General features: G+C 74.0%; 18 protein-coding genes. 6 read left to right on the top strand and 12 right to left on the bottom strand.

The annotated features are described in order from the left end of the window. Positions 1-10 precede the first annotated feature (10 nt). The 3 genes from hemC to B446_RS04000 all read right to left on the bottom strand — a co-directional run bounded on the left by hemC (position 11) and on the right by B446_RS04000 (position 3,517). Positions 11-946, bottom strand: a complete 936-nt coding sequence (gene hemC / locus B446_RS04010) for a hydroxymethylbilane synthase (RefSeq protein WP_020938129.1) — start codon at positions 944-946, stop codon at positions 11-13. Positions 947-1,011: 65 nt separating this feature from the next. Then, positions 1,012-1,986, bottom strand: a complete 975-nt coding sequence (locus tag B446_RS04005; RefSeq protein WP_043474725.1) for an ATP-dependent DNA ligase — start codon at positions 1,984-1,986, stop codon at positions 1,012-1,014. A 718-nt stretch (positions 1,987-2,704) separates the two neighbouring features. Beyond that, a complete protein-coding gene (locus B446_RS04000) occupies positions 2,705-3,517 on the bottom strand; it encodes an EamA family transporter (RefSeq protein WP_043477535.1) in 813 nt (270 codons plus the stop codon). Positions 3,518-3,684: 167 nt separating this feature from the next. Between B446_RS04000 and B446_RS03995 the strand changes: the two genes are divergently transcribed. Beyond that, positions 3,685-4,545, top strand: coding sequence for a LysR family transcriptional regulator (locus tag B446_RS03995; RefSeq protein ID WP_020938126.1), 861 nt, complete (start codon positions 3,685-3,687; stop codon positions 4,543-4,545). Positions 4,546-4,660: 115 nt separating this feature from the next. Here the strand turns inward: B446_RS03995 and B446_RS03990 are convergent, their stop codons facing one another. Continuing rightward, the gene (locus B446_RS03990) at positions 4,661-5,422 is read right to left on the bottom strand and encodes a helix-turn-helix domain-containing protein (protein WP_020938125.1); all 762 of its coding nucleotides are present in this window, start codon (positions 5,420-5,422) and stop codon (positions 4,661-4,663) included. 189 nt (positions 5,423-5,611) lie between these two features. Then, positions 5,612-6,025, bottom strand: coding sequence for an SH3 domain-containing protein (locus B446_RS03985; RefSeq protein WP_020938124.1), 414 nt, complete (start codon positions 6,023-6,025; stop codon positions 5,612-5,614). Between the two features lie 255 nt (positions 6,026-6,280). On the opposite strand from B446_RS03985, the gene B446_RS03980 reads away from it, so the two are divergent. Genes B446_RS03980 through B446_RS03970 form a run of 3 tightly spaced genes read left to right on the top strand, consistent with a single transcriptional unit; the run spans position 6,281 to position 9,499 of the window. Next, a complete protein-coding gene (locus B446_RS03980; RefSeq protein ID WP_020938123.1) occupies positions 6,281-6,661 on the top strand; it encodes a hypothetical protein in 381 nt (126 codons plus the stop codon). After that, a complete protein-coding gene (locus tag B446_RS03975; RefSeq protein WP_020938122.1) occupies positions 6,658-7,125 on the top strand; it encodes a peroxiredoxin in 468 nt (155 codons plus the stop codon). The genes B446_RS03980 and B446_RS03975 overlap by 4 nt, the downstream gene beginning before the upstream one ends. 52 nt (positions 7,126-7,177) lie before the next feature. Further along, entirely contained in the window at positions 7,178-9,499 is a 2,322-nt protein-coding gene (locus B446_RS03970) for a SpoIIE family protein phosphatase (RefSeq protein ID WP_020938121.1), read from the top strand. A 6-nt stretch (positions 9,500-9,505) separates the two neighbouring features. On the opposite strand, the gene B446_RS03965 is transcribed toward B446_RS03970, so the two are convergent. The 3 genes from B446_RS03965 to B446_RS03955 form a co-directional block, all read right to left on the bottom strand. Then, positions 9,506-9,940, bottom strand: a complete 435-nt coding sequence (locus B446_RS03965; RefSeq protein ID WP_020938120.1) for a hypothetical protein — start codon at positions 9,938-9,940, stop codon at positions 9,506-9,508. Positions 9,941-10,104: 164 nt separating this feature from the next. Further along, complete coding sequence (locus B446_RS03960) at positions 10,105-10,716, bottom strand: DNA polymerase ligase N-terminal domain-containing protein (protein WP_020938119.1); 612 nt, start codon at positions 10,714-10,716, stop codon at positions 10,105-10,107. A gap of 87 nt (positions 10,717-10,803) precedes the next feature. Then, positions 10,804-11,667: an oxidoreductase gene (locus B446_RS03955; RefSeq protein WP_020938118.1), complete on the bottom strand. Its 864-nt coding sequence runs from the start codon at positions 11,665-11,667 to the stop codon at positions 10,804-10,806. Positions 11,668-11,829: 162 nt separating this feature from the next. Between B446_RS03955 and B446_RS03950 the strand changes: the two genes are divergently transcribed. Continuing rightward, positions 11,830-12,708, top strand: a complete 879-nt coding sequence (locus B446_RS03950) for a helix-turn-helix domain-containing protein (RefSeq protein ID WP_020938117.1) — start codon at positions 11,830-11,832, stop codon at positions 12,706-12,708. A gap of 282 nt (positions 12,709-12,990) precedes the next feature. Here the strand turns inward: B446_RS03950 and B446_RS03945 are convergent, their stop codons facing one another. Both B446_RS03945 and B446_RS03940 read right to left on the bottom strand, forming a co-directional pair. Further along, a complete protein-coding gene (locus B446_RS03945; protein WP_020938116.1) occupies positions 12,991-14,028 on the bottom strand; it encodes an LLM class flavin-dependent oxidoreductase in 1,038 nt (345 codons plus the stop codon). An 86-nt stretch (positions 14,029-14,114) separates the two neighbouring features. Beyond that, the gene (locus tag B446_RS03940; protein WP_052352243.1) at positions 14,115-15,617 is read right to left on the bottom strand and encodes a metallophosphoesterase family protein; all 1,503 of its coding nucleotides are present in this window, start codon (positions 15,615-15,617) and stop codon (positions 14,115-14,117) included. 411 nt (positions 15,618-16,028) lie between these two features. On the opposite strand from B446_RS03940, the gene B446_RS03935 reads away from it, so the two are divergent. After that, positions 16,029-18,395, top strand: coding sequence for a M4 family metallopeptidase (locus B446_RS03935; RefSeq protein WP_020938114.1), 2,367 nt, complete (start codon positions 16,029-16,031; stop codon positions 18,393-18,395). Between the two features lie 74 nt (positions 18,396-18,469). Here the strand turns inward: B446_RS03935 and B446_RS03930 are convergent, their stop codons facing one another. Together B446_RS03930 and B446_RS03925 are read right to left on the bottom strand one after the other, a co-directional pair. Next, the gene (locus tag B446_RS03930; RefSeq protein WP_020938113.1) at positions 18,470-19,669 is read right to left on the bottom strand and encodes a glycoside hydrolase family 64 protein; all 1,200 of its coding nucleotides are present in this window, start codon (positions 19,667-19,669) and stop codon (positions 18,470-18,472) included. 197 nt (positions 19,670-19,866) lie between these two features. After that, positions 19,867-20,622, bottom strand: a complete 756-nt coding sequence (locus B446_RS03925; protein WP_020938112.1) for a dienelactone hydrolase family protein — start codon at positions 20,620-20,622, stop codon at positions 19,867-19,869. Positions 20,623-20,752 lie beyond the last annotated feature (130 nt).

The raw sequence follows: 20,752 nt of genomic DNA, 5'->3' as shown, positions 1-20,752 counted from the left end.
GGGCGCCCGGTCAGTGCGGGATGCCGTCGATGATCTCCCGAGCCCCCTGCCGCAGCAGCGACACGGCGACCGAGGTGCCCAGCGTCGCCGCGTCGAGCCGGCCCGCCCACTCGTGGGCGTTCAGCCGGGTCTTGCCGTCCGGCGTGAACACACAGGCCCGCAGGGACAGTTCGCCACTGCGGTCCACGCGCGCGTACCCGGCGATGGGGCTGTTGCAGTGCCCCTGGAGCACGTGCAGGAACATCCGCTCGGCCGTGGCCTCCCGGTGCGTCGCGGGGTGGCCGAGGCCGCTCACCGCGTCGATCAGCTCGCTGTCGCCCTCCCGGCACTGCAGGGCGAGGATGCCCGCGCCGATCGGCGGCATCATGGTCTCCGGGGACAGCACCTCGCTGATCACGTCCCGGCGGCCGATCCGCTCCAGTCCCGACACCGCGAGCAGCAGCGCGTCCGCCTCGCCGGCGGCCAGCTTGGCCAGCCTGCGGTTGGCGTTGCCGCGGAACGGCACGCACTCCAGGTGCGGGTGGGTGGCGGCCAGTTGGGCGATGCGGCGGACCGCGGAGGTGCCGATCCGGGTACCGGCCGGGAGTTCGTCCAGGGTGAGCCCGTCCGGGTGCACCAGCGCGTCCCGGATGTCGTCCCGCTCCAGGAACGCGGCGAACACCGTCCCCGCGGGCAGCGGCCGGTCGGCGGGCACGTCCTTGACGCAGTGCACCGCGAGGTCCGCCTCCCCGGCCAGCAGGGCCGCGTCCACCTCCTTGGTGAACGCCCCCTTGCCCTCCACCGCGGCGAGATCACCGAGCCACTTGTCGCCCGTCGTCTTCACGGGCACGACCTCGGTGCGGACTTCGGGGTGCAGTACGGCCAACTCGGCGCGTACGCGCTCGACCTGTGCGAGGGCCATCGGCGAGTCACGGGAGACGATGCGAATGAGTTCCGGCACGGACATGGGGGACACGATAGACCCTCGCACGGGCCGTTCCGTCCCGTTCGGCCATGCGCACCGGCCGTCCCTCAGGGGTCCTCGGGCAGGTCCGCCGCCGACTCCCGCGGGGTGAGGTCCGGACGCAGCCGCTGCCAGGACGGCTGGCGCAGCATCCCGTCTCTGGTCCGGGTGGAGTAGCTGACCTCGCCGACCAGCCGGGGCAGCACCCAGCGCGCCTCCGGGATCCTGGGCACGGGATCGAAGGGGCAGGTACCGGTGGCCGCGGCGGCCAGCAGGGCGGCCAGATCGGCCCGTTCCGCGGTGCTCCAGCCGGTGCCCACGCCGCCGACGTAGCGCAGCCGGCCGCCCGCGCGCTGGCCGACCAGCACCGCGCCGGGCAGACCGGCCAGCCGTCCCTTGCCCGGCAGCCAGCCGCCGACGATCACGTCCTCGCTGCGCATGTTGCGGATCTTGATCCAGGCGCGGGAGCGCACGCCGGGCTCGTACACCGAGTCCAGCCGCTTGCACACCACCCCTTCCAGCCCGTGCTCCCGGGTGGCGCGCAGCGCCTCGGCGCCGTGCCCGGTCACCGCGGCCGGCGTGGACCAGTGCGGGCCCGCGAGCCCCAGTTCCTCCAGCCGGGCCCGCCGCCGGGTGTAGGGGAGCCGGAGCAGCGGCTCCGCGACGTAGGGCGCGTCGAACAGCACCAAGTGGACCGGCACCTGGGCGGCCCGGCGCGCCGCGCGGGCCGGGGCGTGCGCGAGACCCATCCGGCTCTGCAGCAACTGGAAGTCCGCCCGGCCCCGCGCGTCCAGGGCCAGCACCTCGCCGTCCAGCACTGCGGCGGTGCCGCCCAGCGCGCCGCCGAGCGGCCGGAGTTCGGGATAGGCGGCGGTGATGTCCTCCCCGGAGCGGGCGCGCAGCAGCACGGTGCCGTCGCCGGGCAGGTACACCATCACCCGCTGGCCGTCCTGCTTGGTCTCGTACGCCCACCGCTCGTCCTGCGCGGCGGTCGGCAGCGAGCCGGGGGTGGCGAGCATCGGCGGGATGAACGGCAGCGTCACGGGGGTCACGGCAGAAGGTGTCGACCGCCGCCCGCCCCCGCACGCGCCTTTCGGCGGCGGTTCCCCTGAACGGGGCGGCGGTCCGGCGGCCGGACCGCCGCCCCGCGACCGCCTTCCGCCCGGACCGCCGCCCGCGACCGCCTTCCGGCCGTCGAGGCCGATTCCGGATCCCGAGGTCCGCGTATCGAACCCGGCCGCCGGCCCGGCGCATCGAGGCCCGCGACTCGGCCGGGTCTGCGCCCGGGCCGCCGGTCGCGTTCCGGTCCTCGTCGCGCGCCTGCGGCTGGGCGGCCGATGCGCGGTCGTGGATCGTCGGCGTCTGCGTTCCGGCGGCCGACCGGGCCGCCCGGTCGCCGCTGCCGTGCCCGGGCCTGCGAAGCCGCCCTGGGGCCTGCATGGCGACGGGCCGGCCGTCGAAGCCGATTCCAAGTCCCGTCGGCCCGCCCCCCGAACCGGCCTCTGGAGCCCGCGTTCGAGGCCCGCGCTTTGGCCGGGTCTGCGCCCGGGCCGCCGGCGGGGTTCCGATCCGGGTGTCGCGCGTGCCCGCGGCCGGCGGCCGAGCCGCGGTCGCGGACCGTCGTCGTCTGCGCTCCGGCGGCCGATGGCACCGATTCGGCCCACCCCGCGCGGACGCGTCCCGCGTCAGCCCGGCCGCGCTTCGAGCCGTGCGGCGCGTTCCGGTGCCGGGTGTGTCCGTGACGTCCCGGCCAGGGAATCGTCAGCCGCGCGTCGTCGCGATGCTCAGCGCGTTCGCGGCCACGACCGCTGCGATGACCGTCCACTCCGGTCCGCCCAGGCCCTGGCCCAGCACGATCCAGCCGACGACGGCGGCGAGTACCGGATTGACGCTCATGAACAGGCCGAACGTCTGCGCCGGGACGCGGCGCAGGGTGAGCAGGTCGGCGAGGTAGGGCACCGCGGAGGAGAGCACCCCTGCCGCGGCGGCGCACAGCACCGCGCCCGCGGTCGGGGGATGCCGTACGGCCACCACGGCCCCCACCGGCAGGAAGGCGAGCGCCGACAGCGTCGCGGCCGCGGCGGAGCCCTGCACCCCGGGCACGCGCCGTCCGACGACCCGGTTGAGCAGGATGTACGCCGCCCAGCAGCACGCGGCCACCAGCCCGAGCGCCATGCCCGTGTAGTCGGCCGACGGTCTCGGGCGCATCAGGACGACGACCCCGGCCGCCGCCAGCACCGCGCACCCCGCGTCCAGCCGGCGCCGGGACCCGGCGAGCGCGACGGCGAGGGGGCCGAGGAACTCCAGCGTCACCGCGAGCCCGAGGCCGATCCGGTCCACGGCGGTGTACAGCGAGAGGTTCATCGTGCCGAAGTCCGCCGCCAGCAGCAGCACCGGCCACCACTGGTGCCAGGTGAAGGACCGCAGCCGCGGCCGGCCCACGGCCAGCAGGGCGAGCGCGGCGACGTACTGACGCGTCGCCACCACGCCCACCGGCCCGAGCACCGGGAAGGCCAGCGCCCCGACGGCCGCGCCGGTCTGGTTGCACAGGCCGCTGCCGAGCATCGCGGCCACCGCGAGCATCCGCCGCGCCCGCAGGGCGGCGGTGGCGGTAGCAGCGGGGGCCGTGGGCACCGGCACGGCGGCTGCGGGGCGTTCGGGGGCTTCGCGCATACCCGAAGAGTGCGCCCCCGGCACGCTTGCGCAAAATGCATGCGAGACGTCATCTATACGCTGGACGCATGCACGACGGGATCGAACTGCGCCAGCTCCGCTGTCTCGTGGCCATCGCCGACGAGGGCACCTTCACCGACGCGGCCGGCGCCCTCGGCGTGTCCCAGGCCGCCGTCTCCCGTGCCCTCGCCTCGCTGGAGCATGCCCTGGGGGTACGGCTGCTGCGGCGCACCTCGCGCTCGGTGACCCCGACCGCGACCGGCGTGCGGGTGCTGGCGCAGGCCCGCCGGGTGCTCGCGGACGTCGGCGAGCTGGTCCGTGAGGCCGGCTCGGGGCACGAACGGGTGCGGATCGGCTACGCCTGGTCCGCGCTCGGCCGCCACACCGTGGCCTTCCAGCGCCGCTGGCGGGCCGCGCACCCGGACACCGACCTGCACCTGGTGCGGGTCAACTCCCCGTCCGCCGGCCTCTCCGAGGGCGCCTGCGACCTCGCTGTGGTCCGCAGGCCACTGGACGACCGGCGGTTCGCCACCGCCCTCGTCGGCCTTGAACGCCGCCTGTGCGCGCTCGCCGCCGACGACCCCCTGGCCCGGCGCCGCTCGGTCCGGCTCGCCGACCTCACCGGCCGCACCCTGCTGGTGGACCGCCGTACCGGCACGGCCACCCCGGAGCTGTGGCCCGCCGAGGCGCGGCCGGCCGTCGAGGAGACGTACGACGTGGACGACTGGCTCACCGTCATCGCCGCCGGCGGCGGGATCGGCGTGACGGCCGAGTCGACCGCCAACCAGTACCCGAGGCCCGGCATCGTCTACCGGCCGGTGCGCGACGCCGAACCCGTCGCCGTGCGCCTGGCCTGGTGGCGGGACGATCCGCACCCGGTCCGGCGGACGGTGCTCGAACTCCTCACGGAGCTGTACCGGGCGGCCTGACCGGTACCGGGCCGTCCCGGGTTCCTCATCGGCGTCGCGGCTCTGCGCACCTCCCGTCATCCGGCCACCGGCGACGCGTGTTCCCGGAGCGCCCGCGTCGGCGCCCCGCCCGTGGTCAGCCCTCGTCCGGGAAGTCCGCGTCCAGGCCCGTGCAGGCCAGTTGGCCGTCGACCTCGGCACAGGCCGTGACACCCCGGGGAGAGCGGACGGCGAGCATCGGGCTGGTGTCGCCGGTGGTGTCGCCCGCCGGGTAGCTCGCCGACAGGACGTCCTGGCCGGCCCGTACCGAGACCTCCCGGGCCGGCGCCGAGCGCGTCCGCACCTGGGACCAGGCGGTGCCGCAGGCGGGGGAGTAGCGGAGCAGGACGTCGTAGTCGGGGTCGGCCACCCTGCTCCTCGTCTGCGCGTCCCGGGCGCACACCGAGGCGTCGGGCAGTCGGCCCTGGCAGGAGCGCGCGTGGCAGCGGGGCATGGTCACCAGGGTCTGCGCGGCCGGGGCGGGGGCGGAGCGGCCCGTGACCGTGACGGCTGCGGCCACCGCGGCGGCCGAGGCGAGCAGCGCGAGCACCGACAGGGGAAGCCACCGCGGGCGGCGGCGCCGTTCCGGCCCGTCCGGCGGGCTCGGCGCGGGCGGCGGCTCGGCCGTCTCCCAGAGTGTCAGTACGGGGGCGGGATCGACGCCGGCCAGCCGGCTGAGCGCCTCCACCGCGGGCCGCGGCGGCCGCTTGGCGCCCGTCAGATAGCGGTGCCAGGCCGACTTGCTGTACGGGGTGCGCGCGGCCAGCGCCGCGAGACTCAGCCCCGTGCCGTCCTTCAGCTCGCGCAGTCTCGCCGTGAGCGACTCGTCCGGCGTGGCCGATCCTTCGGGATGCCGCATCGCGCGTCCCTCTACTCCCATTCCGCTATGGGCGCTTTCGCCCCTGATGCCGGAATGGCTTCCCGGAAGATCGCGCTCCGCAACCCCCTGCGGGTATGAGGAAGGTGAGGCGCGTGCGTACGCCGAAGGCCTGTTCGGGGGTCATCGAACAGGCCTTCGGCAGTCAGGGGTTACGGCGTCGCGGCGCCGTCAGCACCAGGGCACGGCGCGACGGGTGACGACGTAACGGGCCGCGACGTAGCCCCCGTGGTGGGGCAGCCGGTACCACAGGTGGTTGCCCCGCACCCCGGTGCCGTACGTCTCGCAGGCGACCGTCACCAGCCGGTTCTTGTGCCGGTGCCCGACGATCCGGTACACCGTGCCCGGTCCGGAGCGGACGTTCAGCCGGGCACGGCGGGTGGCGACCCGGCCGAGGACGGGGAAGGTGCGGCGGTGCGCCAGGCGGGCGCGCTGCTTCACGTGGTGCCCGGGGTACTGGGCGGCGGTGGTGGGTGCGGGGCGCGGGGCCGTCGCGGCGCTCGCCGGCGCCGCCCCGGCCGTGGGCAGGAACGCGAGCACCGCCACCGTGGCCAGCAGGCCGCTCTTGAGAGTCCGTCGGATCATGGAAACCTCCGGCTGTCGTTCTCGTGACCACGAACGGTGATCACGACAGCCAGCGTTGCCGCGCCGGCCCGCCCGGATGCCGTCCCCGCGTCCCGCGGGACACCGGGGACGTCCCCGGGCACGCATCACCCGGCCCACCTGGCCCTCCATGGCCGGGCGTGCCCGAGCCCGGCCGTCTCCGTGAACGGCCCGGCACGTGCCCCTGGCGGCTTACCGTCGAGTAATATCCGGCGGCAGGTCACCAGAGGAGGAACCGTGCCCCGGTCCGAACGCTCACCCCTGCTGCTCGCCGGCCTGCTGGCCGCCGCGGGCGTCGCCCACTTCGCCGCTCCCCGCCAGTTCGACCACACGATCCCCGAGGCCCTGCCGGGCTCGCCGCGCGCGTGGACGTACGGCAGCGGTGCCGTGGAACTGGCGCTGGCGGCCGGCATCGCCGCCCGCAGGACGCGGCCCGTGGCCGCGAAGGCCGCCGCGGCCTTCTTCGTCGGCGTCTTCCCGGCCAACGTGAAGATGGCCGTCGACTGGCGGCACCGGCCCGCCCCGCAGCGCAACGCGGCCCTGGCCCGGCTGCCCCTCCAGGTGCCCCTGGTGCTGTGGGCGCGCGGTGTCGCCCGCGGCGGGGAGGGACGGTCATGAGCGAACGCGTCGAGGTCGGCCACCAGGTCGAGGACTTCGCCCTGCCGGACGAGACCGGCACCACCCGGCGGCTCACCGAGCTGCTGGCCGAGGGCCCGGTGGTGCTGTTCTTCTACCCCGCCGCACTGACACCGGGATGCACCGCCGAGGCCTGCCACTTCCGCGACCTCGCGGCGGAGTTCGCCGCCGTCGGCGCCCGCCCGGTCGGGATCAGCGGGGACAGCGTGGACAAGCAGCAGGAGTTCGCCGGCCGGCACACCCTCGGCATGCCGCTGCTGTCCGACGCGGACGGCGCGGTGCGCGAGCGGTTCGGGGTCAAGCGGGGCTTCACGCTCGCCCCGACCAAGCGGGTCACCTTCGTGATCGCCGAGGACCGCACCGTCCTGGAGGTCGTCCGCAGCGAGCTGCGGATGAACACCCACGCCGACCGCGCGCTGTCCGTCCTGCGGGCGCGAAAGCCCTGAGGCGGCGCCGCCGCGGTTGAGGCCCCGGGCCGATCGGATCATCCTGGTGGCTATGGAGCGTCTCGCGGCCGCGGCGATCATCGATGCCCAGGGCAGGGTGACCGGGTGGAGCGAGGGCGCGCGGCTGCTGACCGGCCACGCGGCACACGAGGTCGTCGGCCGCCCGGCGGGCGACCTGCTCGCCGGGTACGTGCCCGCCGGCGCCCTCGCCGCCCGGACCGGGACCGTCGTCCTGCGGCACCGCGACGGCCACCCGGTCGAGCTGACCCTGACCGCCTGCCCGGTCCTGGGCGCCGACGGCGCCCCGGCCGGGCACGTCGTCACCGCCGAACCACCCGGCACCAGGGTGGCCGCCCAGGCGTTCGAACAGGCGTCCATGTCCATGTCGGTCTTCGATCTCCGACAGCACTACCTACGCTCCAACAGCGCCGCGTGCCGGACGATGGGCGTGCCCGAGGAGTCGCTGCTCGGCCGGTTCGTCCTGGAGACCATGGGGGACGCCGGGGACAGCCAGGGTTTCGTCAGCCACCTCCGCCAGGTGGCCGAGACCGGCCGCCCCGTCCGCTACGAGAGCACCGAGGCCCCCGCCCCGAACGGGGCGCACGCCTGGAGCATCGAGATGTGGCCGCTGCACGACGGCTCCGGCGAGCTCACCGCCGTCGCCCTCGCCGCCTTCGACAGCAGCGAGCAGTACTGGGCCCGGCGCCGCCTCGCCCTGCTGAACGAGGCCGCCACCGGCATCGGCACCACCCTGGACGTCGTGCGCACCGCCGAGGAACTCGTCGAGCTGCTGGTGCCGCAGTACGCCGACTTCGCCAGCGTCGACCTGCTCGACTGGGTCCTCGGCGACGACGAACCGCCGATGATCTCCGACGGCGGTGTCGTGCTGCGCCGCGTCGCCCACGGCTCCACCCGGGCGGGCAACCCGGGCGCGGCCGTGAACCTGGGCGAGACCGAGGTCTACCTGCCGCTCTCGCCCCCGGCCCGGGCCCTGCGCGAGGGCCGTGCCGTACTGGGCCAGGCCGGCGAGCCGACGTTCGACGACTGGCTCGCCGAGCGCAACGCGCGCTCACCCGAGGGACGCCAGTTCCGCGAGCACGTCCACTCCATGATCGCGGTGCCGCTGCGGGCCCGCGGCACCACCCTCGGCGTCGCGGTGTGCGTCCGCGCGGCCCACCCGGACAGCTACGCCCCCGACGACGCCGTCCTCGCCGAGGAACTCGCCAGCCGCGCCGCCGTCTGCGTCGACAACGCCCGCCGCTTCGCCCGCGAACGCAGCACCGCCCACGCCCTCCAGCACAGTCTGCTGCCCCGGGGACTGCCCCGGCAGGCCGCGGTCGACGTGGCCCACCGGTACCTGCCGTGCGGCTCGCTGGCCGGGATCGGCGGCGACTGGTTCGACGTCATCCCGCTCTCCGGCAGCCGGGTCGCTCTCGTCGTCGGCGACGTGGTCGGGCACGGCATCCGCTCCTCGGCCACCATGGGCCGGCTGCGCACCGCCGTACGCACCCTCGCCGACGTCGACCTGCCCCCGGACGAACTCCTCACCCACCTCGACGACCTGGTCACCCACCTGGCCTCCGACGACAGCGGCGGGGAGGTCGCCGAACTCGGCGCGACCTGTCTCTACGCGGTCTACGACCCCGTCTCCCGCCGGCTCTGCATGGCGGCCGCCGGACACCCGGCCCCGGCCCTCGTACTGCCCGGTGACGCACCCGAGTTCGTGCCCATGACCGCCGGCCCGCCCCTCGGCGTCGGCGGACTGCCGTTCGAGGCCACGGAGATCCAGCTGCCCGAGGGGTCGGTCGTCGCCCTCTACACCGACGGTCTCGTCCAGGGCCGGGACCGCGACGCGGACCGGGCCACCGACGAACTGCGCCGCGCCCTCGGCGCACCAGCCGACTCCCTGGAGGCGCTCAGCGACAACGTCCTCAAGGCGGTCCTGCCGGAGCAGCCCACGGACGACGTCGCCCTCCTCCTGGTGCGCACCCGCGCCCTCGGCGGCGACCGGGTCGCCACCTGGGAGGTCCCGCCCGACCCCGCCCAGGTGGCCGCCTTCCGGCAGGCGGCCACCGAGCGGCTGGCCGCCTGGGGCCTCGAGGAGATGGCGTTCGTCACCGAGCTCGTCGTCAGTGAACTCGTCACCAACGCGATCCGCTACGGCGAACCGCCCGTCCAGCTAAGGCTGATCCGCGACCGCGCGCTCATCTGCGAGGTCTCCGACGCCAGTTCCACCTCACCGCACATGCGGCGGGCGCAGGCCTACGACGAGGGCGGGCGCGGTCTGCTGCTCGTCGCCCAGCTCACCCAGCGCTGGGGCAGCCGGCAGACCGGTGGCGGCAAGACGATCTGGGCGGAACAGCCTCTGCCCTGAGGCTGATCACTGGAACGGGCAGCCCGGGTTCGGCGCGTCCTCGGAGAACGGTGCGCCGTGCGGCAGCACGTAGAGGACGTCCAGGACGACCGGGGTGTCGCCCAGGTTGCGCCCGATGTGGACGTTGCCGGGTCCGGCCGGCTCCTTGATCGGCGCGCCCTGCCGGTAGACGCCGTCCGAGGCGCAGCCGGAGTCGAAGTGGCTGAGGGTGCCCTGCTTCACGACTCCGTACAGCGGACCGTCGTGGTAGTGCCATCCGGTGCTCTGGCCGGGCGGGATGGTGATCTCCCGCAGGGTGTAGTCGGTGCCGCCGACGGTGGCCTGGCTGAGGATCCGTGCGGTCACGCCGGGCCCCGCCGGGGTCGCCCCCGCGGTGCCGCAGGTCAGGACGGTGGTGGCGGTCACGGCGCCGGTTATGGCGGTGCGGAGTGCGATGCGCATACGGAAGCCTCCAGGAGCGCGGGCCGGTGTCGCCGCGAACATAGAGGCATTTCAGCCACGTTGGGGCCGGAACGTCATGATCCGGATGCGGCGGGGATGCGGCCGCGATGCGTTCGGATGCGTTCGGGGGCGTGTCGCCCGCCGCCCGTCACTCCCGCCGCCCGTCACCTCCGCCGGTCGTCGGCGAGGACCTGGGCGAGGGTGCGGCCGGTGCGCACCGAGCGGGCCCGGCGCGGGTCCGGGGTGCCGTGGCCGTCCGCCCGGGCGGCGCCCTTGTGCACCAGCAGCCAGGCCTCCTCCTCGTCCGCGCCGCCGCGGAACCGGGTGAGCGCGTACTCGCCGTGCAGCTTGGAGCCGTGCAGCCGGAAGGAGGCGTGCCCCCGCTCCAGCGACTCCGCGAAGTCCACCGGGCGGCCCCGGCGGTCGTGACTGAGCGGCTCGTACGTGCCGCGGTCCCAGACGATCACGGTGCCCCCGCCGTACTCGCCCTTCGGGATCACGCCCTCGAAGTCCTCGTACTCCAGCGGATGGTCCTCGGTGGGCACCGCCATCCGCTTGTCCCCGGGGTCCGCCGAGGGTCCCTTGGGCACGGCCCAGGACCTGAGCACGTCGCCGACCTGGAGCCGGAAGTCGAAGTGCATCCGGCGCGCGTCGTGGATCTGCACCACGAACCGGGGCCGCTCGGCGGAGGCCGCTGCCGCGTTCCCCGACGGTTCGCGGGTCCGCTCGAAGTCGCGTTTGCCGCGGTAGGTCCGCAGCGGGTCCTCCGTAGCCACGTGCGGCTCCTTCCGTCCGTCCGCGCAGGGCCGACCGTCCCCGCACCTGTGTCCGTCCGGGGCCCCGGGTACCCGTCCGGCCGCCCCTCAGCCGCCGATCGCGTCGAGTGCCGCGACCGCGTCCGCCGGCAGGTCCAGCGCCGCGGCGGCGATGTTCTCCCGCAGGTGGGCGGGCGACGAGGTGCCCGGGATCAGCACGATGTTCGGCGACCGGCGCAGCAGCCAGGCCAGGGCCACCTGCTGCGGCGACGCGCCCAGCCGGGCGGCGACCTCGGACAGCGTCCGCGACTGCAGCGGGCTGAAGCCGCCGAGCGGGAAGTACGGCACGAAGGCGATGCCCTCGGCGGCCGTGCGCGCGACCAGGTCGTCGTCCTCCCGGTGGGCCAGGTTGTACAGGTTCTGCACGGTGACCACCGGAGCGATCGCCCGTGCCTCGTCCAACTGTGCCGCGGACGCGGCGCTGAGCCCCAGATGCCGGATCAGGCCCTGGCGCCGCAGGTCCGCCAGCGCCCCGAACTGCTCGGCCACGGAGTCCTCGTTCGGGGTGTCCATGTCGCCGAGCCGCAGATTGACCACGTCCAGCGCCTCCACGCCCAGGCTCCGCAGGTTGTCGTGGACCTGTGCCCGCAGGTCGTGCGGGTGCCGGGACACGATCCAGCCGCCGTCGGCGCCCCGCCGCGCCCCGACCTTGGTCACGATGTGCAGCCCGTCCGGGTAGGGGTGCAGGGCCTCCCTGATGATCTCGTTGACCACCACCGGCCCGTAGAAGTCGGCGGTGTCGACGTGGTCGACGCCCGCCTCCACCGCCGCGCGGAGCACCGCCACGGCGCGCGCCCGGTCCGCGGGCGGCCCGAACACGTGCGGACCGGCCAGTTGCATGGCGCCGTAGCCCATCCGCGTCAGGGCCGGTCCGCCGGCCGGGGTGAAGGTGCCGCCGAGCTGTGCAGTCATGCCGTACCTCACGTACCTCTCGCGTGTGCCGGGCCACCCGTTCCCCGGTGACCCGTCCTCGCCCTCCACCGTGCGCCGGACGGCCGCCCGGCGGCAGTGCCCCCGCGTTCCTGGGACCGGCAGGGCCAGTCACGGCCACCGCGACGGCCGTACGGTGGTGTCATGGACGGTACGAACGCGCTCGGCGAGTTCCTGCGCGCCCGCCGGGCGCGGGTCAGGCCCGAGGACGTGGGACTGCCCGGCTCCGGACTGCGCCGGGTGCCGGGGCTGCGCCGCGAGGAGGTCGCGATGCTCTCCGGCATCAGCTCCGACTACTACCTGCGCCTGGAGCAGGGCCGCGACCGCAACCCGTCCGCGCAGGTCCTGCGGTCCCTCGCCCGGGTGCTCCGGCTCGACCCCGAGGCCACCTCCTACCTCCTCGGACTGGCCCAGGACCGGCCCGCGACGGCACCGGCCGGGTCCCGCGCGCGGTCCGGCGGGCGGCCGGAGCGGGTGCCGGAGAGCCTGCTGGGGCTGATCGACGGCTGGCCGCGCAACCCCGCCTACATCCAGAACCGCTACACCGACTGCCTGGCCGCCAACTCCCTCGCCGGCGCCCTCACCCCGAACTACCGGCCCGGCGTCAACCTGCTGCGCGCCGTCTTCCTCGACCCGGCCGAGCGGGCCCTGCGCCGGGACTGGGACGACCTCACCGAGGAGGGCGTGGCCGCCCTCCGCGCCCACGCCGGGCCCGACCCGGACGACGCGCGGCTGCGGGACCTGGTCGGCGACCTGTCCCTGCGCAGCGACCGCTTCCGGACCCTGTGGGCCCGGCACGACGTGCGCCCCCGGCGGGCGCGTACCAGCCACCTCAGCCATCCGCAGGTCGGGGACCTGGACCTGGAGTCCAACAAGCTCGCCGTCGAGGGTGCCGAGGGCCTGACGCTGGTCGTGTTCCACGCCCGGCCCGGCAGCCGCGACGCCGAACTCCTGGACATCCTCGGCAGCCTCAGTGCCTCCCGGCCGGGCGGCAGGCGGCAGGAGCACGTCGAGGAGGGGTAGCGCACCGCCGGGCGTCCGCCGGGCTCATGAGTCGCCTGGCTCGGGCGCCGGCGGATCCAGCCGCCGACGTGCTCAGGCGCCGTCGGGCAGCGGGGCCGGAAGCTGCTTCGTGTGGCCGGGCACACCGGGCGCATCACCCGGTGCGCGATCCGCGGAGGCGGGCGCCGTCGCCGGGGTCCAGGTGGATGGTGGCCGGCTGTCACAGAGGCGGACGCCGCCGGGCTCCAGTGGACGGCAGGCCGCCCGAGCCGGTCGCCGGTACCGAGGCGGCCCGCCGGTGTGTCAGCCGGCCGGGCGCCACCCCAGCGCCGGGCCCAGCTTCGTCGCCATGTCCGTCAGGATCTGCACGTAGTCCTCGTGCGCGAACGAGAACGGCAGGGCGAACGCGACCTCGTCGACCTCGCGGAACGCGGCGTGCGCGTGCAGCCGCTCGGCGAGCTCGTCGGAGGTGCCGACCAGGTCGGGGGCGAACAGCAGCCGCCCCGGGCCCTGCGGGGAGGCGGTGCGGGGCAGGCGCTCGGCCGCGTACCGCTCGTACCTGGCCCGCTGCGCCGGGCTCGCGGAGTCGGTGGGTATCACCACCAGGCCCTGGGAGACGCGGGCCGCCTCGCGGTCGGGGTGGTGGGCGCGGAAGGCGCGGATGTGGGCGAGCTGGATCTCCGCGAAGTCCGGCGGCCCCGCGGCGTCCTGCGGGCCCTCGGCCTTCACCACGCTGCTGGTCAGCAGGTTCATGCCGTACTCGCCGGCCCGGCGCGCCGACCCCAGGCTGCCGCCGCCGTACCACAGCCGGCCGCCGAGACCGGGGGAGTGCGGCTGGACCACGTCAGAGAACACCTCGAAGCCCTCCGTCCCGCTGAAGGCGGTGGCCGGCCTGCCGCGCACCAGGTCCAGCAGCCGCCGCAGCCGTTCGGGGCCGAAGTCCTCGCGGTCCGCCGTGTCCGGGTAGAGGGCCTGACGCACGTCCTCGAAGTGCATCGGCGGGCCCACGCTGACGCCCGGGTTCAGCCGGCCACCGGACAGGATGTCCACGGTCGCCAGGTCCTCGGCGAGCCGCAGCGGGTTCTCCCAGCCCAGCGGGATCACCGCTGTGCCCAGCTCGATCCGCCGGGTGCGCTGGGAGGCGGCCGCCAGCACGGCGACCGGGGACGAGATGCCGTACTGGAGGTGCCGGTCGCGCACCCACGCGCTGTCGAACCCCAGCCGCTCGCCCAGCTCGATGATCTCCAGCGTGGACGCGTGACCCGGGCCCGGGTCGGCACCGTCGAACAGGCCGATGGTGAGGAAGCCCAGCCTGCGCAGCGGGCGGGGAATGGACGGCACGGGCTCCTCCGGCGGTCGTACGGCGGCTCCGCACGTTCCGGCGGCTCCGTCCCCGATTCTCGCAGCCGGATGTGACAACCGTGTGATCAGTTCAGCGGGATGGTGACCTCGTCCTCCACCGGCGGGTCGATCTCCTGCTCCCGGTTGCCGGTGGCCGCGAAGCACCGCAGCCCCACCGCCTCCGGGGTGATGTCGAGGCGCAGGAAGGACTTGAAGAACGGCGGGCTGTAGGTGGCCGAGCCGGGAGAGAACAGCTGGGTGTAGATCTTGCGCACCGGCAGCCGGAACCGGGAGGTGCGGTCCGGCCGGCCGCCGGCCCCCAGCAGGCTCGCGACGAGACGGGTGCGCCGGGTGACCCGCGCGTCCGGGCCGGGCGCCCTGCCGGGCTCGGTGCCGAGCCGTTCGGCGACGACGGCCGTCGCCTCGGACTCGGTGAGGGTGAAGAAGCGGCGCAGCCGGGAGCGGCGGCCGTACAGGCGGCTGTAGAAGGCCAGCGAGTCGCCGCGCAGCGGATAGCAGCGGAACTCCCGTTCGGTGACGCCTGCGACCGAGACCCGCGGGATGGTGTGCGTGGCGTGCATGAACGCGCCGCCGCCGCCCGCCACCACGTACTGGACGGTGCGCCCGTCCACGTCGACCGGGTAGCGCTGGTAGTTGTGGATGTCCCCGCCGATCGCGGCCACGTAGTGGTGGTCCGGATCGCGCACGATGTCGTCGACCGTGCCGCCCCCCTCGACGGGGCAGGGGTGGTGCTCGCCGTCCACGTACAACGGGGAGCCGGTGACCAGGATCTTCGGCCGGGGGCCCCGGGAGACCTCGCGCAGCCACGCGCCCTGTTCGGCGTCGATCGTGCCGAGCAGCCCGGTGTCGATGCCGACGATCCGCACCGGTCCGGCGTCGATGGCCCAGTAGGGGCCCGGCTGCACGGCCCGCTGCCCCGGCGCGGACCGCAACCGCCGTGCCTGCTCCAGCCGTTCCTCGTCCTGAGGGCGCGGCCGGTGCCAGAGCAGGGTGCGCCACCAGGCCCGGGTGAGTGGGCGGGGCGCGGGCTCCGAGCCGAGCGGCGCGGGGTCGGCGCAGAAGATGCGCATGAACGCGCCGAGGTCCTCGTACCAGTCGTGGTTGCCGGGTATCGCGTAGACCGGTGCCGGGTAGTCCCGGTACGGCCGGAAGAACTTGTCGCCGTAGTCGTCCGCGTGGCCCACCGGATAGATGACGTCGCTCGCGATCACCGCGAACTCCGTGCCCTGACCGACTTTCAGGAAGCCCGGCACGACGGCGTACTGGGACTCGCCGCCCTCGCCCGTGTCCCCGAGGAGCATGAAGGAGAACCGGTCGGGCACCTCCCGCCGGATCACCTTGTCGGCGGGCGCCCCCGCCTCGGCCCGGCGCGCCACCCAGCGGCTTCGGGTACGGCCGGTCGGGTCGCCGAACCACGACGCCAGCACACCGTTGCGGGCGGCCCACAGGATCCTGGGGTTGAGCCACGACAGCTTCTCGACGTGGTCGGGCATCAACTGCCGGTAGACGCCGCGCCGGGAGCTGCCCCAGCCGGCACCCCGGGCGGTATCGCGTGACGATTCAGACACGCGGTGCACGGTAACAACCGCCCGGTCCGGGGCCCAATGGGCGGCACGACAAGCCATGTTGCGGATCGGTCTCGGAACACGTCGGCACAGTCACGGAGTTGAGCGGTTCCCGGCCGTTCTCCTCTGGGCCGTGCGGAACCGGGGGCGGCCGTGGGCGGTGCGGTGGCACGGTTTGCGAGGGGGCATAGGGAAAACCCTCGAATGCCCGTCCACTCGCTGACATGTGCGGGACAAAGCTGAAATCCTCCCCCCGCTACACAGCACCTCCCCATGTGCACACGGATCACGGTCCCCGCGCACAGCTCAGCTCGTCCCGGACAGCACACCCGTCTGCCCGGGTCTGTCATCGGCCGCGACCCGGCGGCCGCAGCAGGAGGAGTACGAGTGAGACGTCTTCCCCACAGACGCGCCATGGTCGGAGCCGCACTGGTCTCCACCGCGGCCTTCCTCGCCGTCGGCGTTCAGGCGGCCCCGGCGACGGCCAAGCCCGCAGGCCCCCACCCCAGCCCGGTCCGCAGTGGCGGCCTCGAGGCCAAGCTCACGCCCGCCCAGCGCGCGGCGCTGGTCAAGAGCGCCCAGTCGCGCACCGCGGCGACCGCCCGCACCCTCGGGCTCGGCGCCAAGGAGAAGCTGGTCGTCAGGGACGTCGTCAAGGACAACGACGGCACCCTGCACACCCGTTACGAGCGCACCTACGCGGGGCTGCCCGTCCTCGGTGGCGACCTGGTCGTGCACACCCCGCCGGCCTCCCTGGCCGCCGGCACCGTGAGCACGACCTTCAACAACAAGCACACGATCAAGGTCCGCTCCACCACCGCGACGTACACCAAGGCCGCCGCCGAGACCAAGGCGCTCAAGTCCGCCAAGGCGCTCGCCGGGAGCAAGGCCACCACCGACAGCGCCCGCAAGGTGATCTGGGCCGGCAGCGGGACCCCGAAGCTCGCGTGGGAGACGGTGATCGGCGGCTTCCAGGACGACGGCACGCCCAGCCGCCTGCACGTCGTCACGGACGCCACCACCGGCAAGGAGCTGTACCGCTACCAGGCGATCGAGACCGGTGTCGGCAACACCCAGTACAGCGGCCAGGTCACGCTGACCACGACCCAGTCGGGCTCGACGTACACGCTGACCGACGGCACGCGCGGCGGTCACAAGACGTACAACCTGAACCGCGCCACCTCGGGCACCGGCACGCTGTTCTCGCAGACCAGCGACACCTGGGGCAACGGGACCACGTCCAACGCGGCCACCGCGGGTGCGGACGCCGCCTACGGCGCCCAGGAGACCTGGGACTTCTACAAGAACACCTTCGGCCGCAGCGGCATCAAGAACGACGGTGTCGGCGCCTACTCCCGCGTCCACTACGGCAACGCCTACGTGAACGCGTTCTGGGACGACAGCTGCTTCTGCATGACCTACGGCGACGGCTCCGCCAACGCCGACCCGCTCACGTCGCTCGACGTGGCCGGCCACGAGATGAGCCACGGTGTCACCGCCAACACCGCGGGCCTCGACTACAGCGGCGAGTCCGGCGGCCTGAACGAGGCCACCTCGGACATCTTCGGCACCGGCGTGGAGTTCTACGCCAACAACAGCTCGGACCCCGGTGACTACCTCATCGGCGAGAAGATCGACATCAACGGCAACGGCACCCCGCTGCGCTACATGGACAAGCCCAGCAAGGACGGCGGCTCCGCCGACAGCTGGTACTCCGGCGTCGGCAACCTGGACGTCCACTACTCCTCGGGTCCCGCCAACCACATGTTCTACCTGCTCTCCGAGGGCAGCGGCACCAAGGTCATCAACGGGGTGACCTACAACAGCCCGACCTCGGACGGCGTCGCCGTCACCGGCATCGGCCGGGCCGCCGCGCTGCAGATCTGGTACAAGGCGCTGACGACGTACATGACGTCCAGCACCAACTACGCCGCCGCCCGCACCGCGGCCCTGAACGCGGCCACCGCGCTCTACGGAGCCAACTCCACCCAGTACGCCGGAGTGGCCAACGCGTTCGCCGGCATCAACGTCGGCAGCCACGTCACCCCGCCGGGCAACGGCGTGACGGTCACCAACCCGGGCAACCAGTCCTCCACCGTGGGGACCTCGGTCAGCCTCCAGGTCCAGGCGAGCAGCACCAACAGCGGCGCGCTCACCTACAGCGCCACCGGTCTGCCGGCCGGCCTGTCGATCAACAGCTCGACCGGCCTGATCTCCGGCACGCCCACCACGGCCGGCACCTCCAGCACCACGGTGACCGTCACCGACTCCACCGGCGCCACCGGCACCGCGACCTTCAGCTGGACGGTCAGCACCACCGGCGGCGGGTGCACGTCGACCCAGCTGCTCAGCAACCCGGGCTTCGAGTCGGGCAGCACCGGCTGGAGCGCGACCAGCGGTGTCATCACCAACGACACCGGTGAGGCCGCCCACGGCGGGTCCTACAAGGCATGGATGGACGGCTACGGCTCCTCGCACACCGACACCCTGTCCCAGTCGGTGACGATCCCCGCGGGCTGCAAGGCGACCCTGACCTTCTACCTGCACATCGACACCGCGGAGACCACCGCCGGCACCGCGTACGACACGCTGACGGTGACCGCCGGTTCGAAGACGCTGGCCACCTACTCGAACCTGAACAAGGCCTCGGGCTACAGCCAGAAGTCCTTCGACCTGTCCTCCCTGGCGGGCTCGACCGTCACGCTGAAGTTCAACGGCGTCGAGGACTCCTCGCTCCAGACCAGCTTCGTCGTGGACGACACCGCCCTGACGACCGGCTGATGTGACACACCGCGGTCCCGCACCCCGAGTCCGGGGTGCGGGACCGTCGCCATGTCCGCTCGCTCCGGCTCCGCTCAGTTCAGCGGATCCAGCGTCAGGTAGGCCTGCTGCGGACTCCCGTCGTTCACCAGCGACTCCTGGTTGCCGACGTCGTCGAAGGCGAACGCGTACGCCTTGCCGTCGGCCATCTGCGCGTGGATCTTCCGCGCGTACTGGTTGGTCACGGCGTCCTGGTAGAAGTTCGCCGCCGAGGTGTCCGGCTGGTTGGGGTTGGTCAGCAGCGTCGAGCGGTTGAAACCGGCGCACAGCGTGCGGGAGATGGGCCCGCGGACGTTGTCGTTGGGCGCGTCCAGCAGCTTGTGGCAGCCGAACACGCTGTCCGCGTCCGGCTTCTGGAAGCTCGTGACCACCGCGCCGGAGGAGTTGGTGAAGTTCATGACGTTGCCCGAGACCCGTCCGAAGTACTTGGTGTTCGGCTGGTCGGTGAACGGCGTGACCGTCAGGGTGGACGTCGCGTACTTCTGCCAGACCCGGTTGACGTAGTCGTCCATGACGTTCGCCGGCAGCGCCCCGGTCTCCACGCCGTAGAGCGGGGAGAGGGCCCGCAGCACGGTGCCGTCGGAACGGGTCTGGATCAGGTTGGCCCAGCCGCCCGGCTGCCCGCGCAGCGCGTTGAAGAACCCGGTGTAGCCACCCGCCTTCAGGTGCCCGGTGGTGCTCACGCTGCCGTCGGACCGCTGCACGCCGACCGCGTAGGGCGCCGAGAACATGTCCACCTGGGTGCTGTTGAGCCACAGCCCGGCGTCGCCCAGCGTGTACTCCGACCAGTTGAACAGGATGTCGCGGTTGGGGTCGGACGGGTTCTGCACGGCCGGCTGCACCAGCCCGCCCGTGGTCAGCCGGAAGTCGAGCTTCTGGCCGTAGGAGAAGTAGATCCGGCCGGAGAACTTCGGTATCCGGATCGTCTTCGACTGTCCCGCGGCGGGGCCGGCGATCGCCGCGTCGGGTGCCGGGGTCGGCGGGTTGCCGCCCGCCGGCCAGACGTGGAAGGTGCCGTTCGCGTCGGCCCAGCCCTGCCGTCCCGAGGACAGCTGGGTGCCGAGGTCGTAGACGTACACCGGTTCGGAGCGGCCCGAGTTGTTGGTGATCTTCAGAGGGATGGTGTCCGGTACGGCGGCTCCGGCGCGGTCGGGCGTGGCCAGCGCGACGAGGCCGCCGGCCAGGACCGCCGCGGCCGTGAGGGGCAGCGCCGGGCGGGTGATGCTGGGGAGCACTCTCCACCTCCGTGTGGGGTCGGGGTTGTACGGAAATTGGTCCGTACCTGTTTGAGAGCGCTCTCAGAGTCATATCGGGCCGCGTGCATGTCAATACGTTGGACACGATCCACCGGGCGCCCGCCGTGCGGAGGGCGCCCGGACACGTGTCGGAACGCCTGTCGGACGGCCCGTCGACGGGGGCGCCGGGCGGTGTGTCAGAAGGTGCGCGCGAGCAGGTCGAGCAGGGCCGCCCAGTGCCGCTCGTCGGCCGCGCGGTCGTAGGCGGGGGTGTCCGCCTGGGTGTAGCCGTGCTTCGCGTGCTCGTAGACCTCGCACCGGTGCCGGACGCCGGCCTCGGTGAGGGCCTCCTCCAGGCGCCGGACCTGCTCCTCGGGCAGCGAGGCGTCGTCGCCGGCGTGCCCGAAGTACAGCTCGGCGGTGATGGAGCCGACCACCCGGTGCGGGCTCTTCGGGTCGTCGGTGGCCAGCCGCCCGCCGTGGAACCCGGCCGCCGCGGCGACCCGGCCGGGATGCGCGGCCGCCGTCCACACCGCGAGCCGGGCGCCCATGCAGTAGCCGGTGATCGCCACCGGCCCGTCCACGGTCAGCGGACTGTCCGCCAGCCAGCGCAGATAGAAGTCCGCGTCCCGCTCGATCAGGTCAGGCGTGAGGGACGCCACGATCGGGCCGAGCCGCTCCCAGATGGTCGGGTCGGCGCCCGGGTCGATGAACTCGGGCAGCTCGGTCACCGGGGCCCGGCCGAGCCGGTAGAACACGTTCGGCACCAGGACGGTGTAGCCGGCGCCGGCCAGCCGGTCGGCCATCGACCGCAGATACGGGCGCAGGCCGTAGGCGTCCTGGTAGAAGAGCACGGCCGGACGGGGGCTCCCGTCGGCCGGGTGGGCGAGATAGGCGTCGGCGACGCCGTCGGCCGCCGGGACGTCGACTGCCGTTCCCTGTACGTCGGTCATGGGGAGAAGGCCCTCCTCGGAGGAATGCGGGCCGTGCGGAGCGGGCCGCCCGGCACCGGGGGGACCGCCCATGCTGCCACGCAAGATCCACCGCGCGGCGGCGGCCCGCTCCGGCCCCCTGCGCCCACCC

Source organism: Streptomyces collinus Tu 365, assembly GCF_000444875.1.
Lineage (GTDB): Bacteria > Actinomycetota > Actinomycetes > Streptomycetales > Streptomycetaceae > Streptomyces > Streptomyces collinus_A.
Note: the sequence above shows the minus strand (reverse complement) of the source record. Positions and strands in the feature narration are given on the sequence as shown.

Excerpts from the sequence above, each read along its gene's own strand:
- B446_RS03985 (WP_020938124.1), bottom strand. The coding sequence starts at position 6,025 with ATGATCCGACGGACTCTCAAGAGCGGCCTGCTGGCCACGGTGGCGGTG.
- B446_RS03955 (WP_020938118.1), bottom strand. The coding sequence starts at position 11,667 with ATGACTGCACAGCTCGGCGGCACCTTCACCCCGGCCGGCGGACCGGCC.
- B446_RS03995 (WP_020938126.1), top strand. The coding sequence starts at position 3,685 with ATGCACGACGGGATCGAACTGCGCCAGCTCCGCTGTCTCGTGGCCATC.
- B446_RS03935 (WP_020938114.1), top strand. The coding sequence starts at position 16,029 with ATGGTCGGAGCCGCACTGGTCTCCACCGCGGCCTTCCTCGCCGTCGGC.
- B446_RS03950 (WP_020938117.1), top strand. The coding sequence starts at position 11,830 with ATGGACGGTACGAACGCGCTCGGCGAGTTCCTGCGCGCCCGCCGGGCG.
- hemC (WP_020938129.1), bottom strand. The coding sequence starts at position 946 with ATGTCCGTGCCGGAACTCATTCGCATCGTCTCCCGTGACTCGCCGATG.
- B446_RS03965 (WP_020938120.1), bottom strand. The coding sequence starts at position 9,940 with ATGCGCATCGCACTCCGCACCGCCATAACCGGCGCCGTGACCGCCACC.
- B446_RS03925 (WP_020938112.1), bottom strand. The coding sequence starts at position 20,622 with ATGACCGACGTACAGGGAACGGCAGTCGACGTCCCGGCGGCCGACGGC.
- B446_RS03990 (WP_020938125.1), bottom strand. The coding sequence starts at position 5,422 with ATGCGGCATCCCGAAGGATCGGCCACGCCGGACGAGTCGCTCACGGCG.
- B446_RS03970 (WP_020938121.1), top strand. The coding sequence starts at position 7,178 with ATGGAGCGTCTCGCGGCCGCGGCGATCATCGATGCCCAGGGCAGGGTG.
- B446_RS03975 (WP_020938122.1), top strand. The coding sequence starts at position 6,658 with ATGAGCGAACGCGTCGAGGTCGGCCACCAGGTCGAGGACTTCGCCCTG.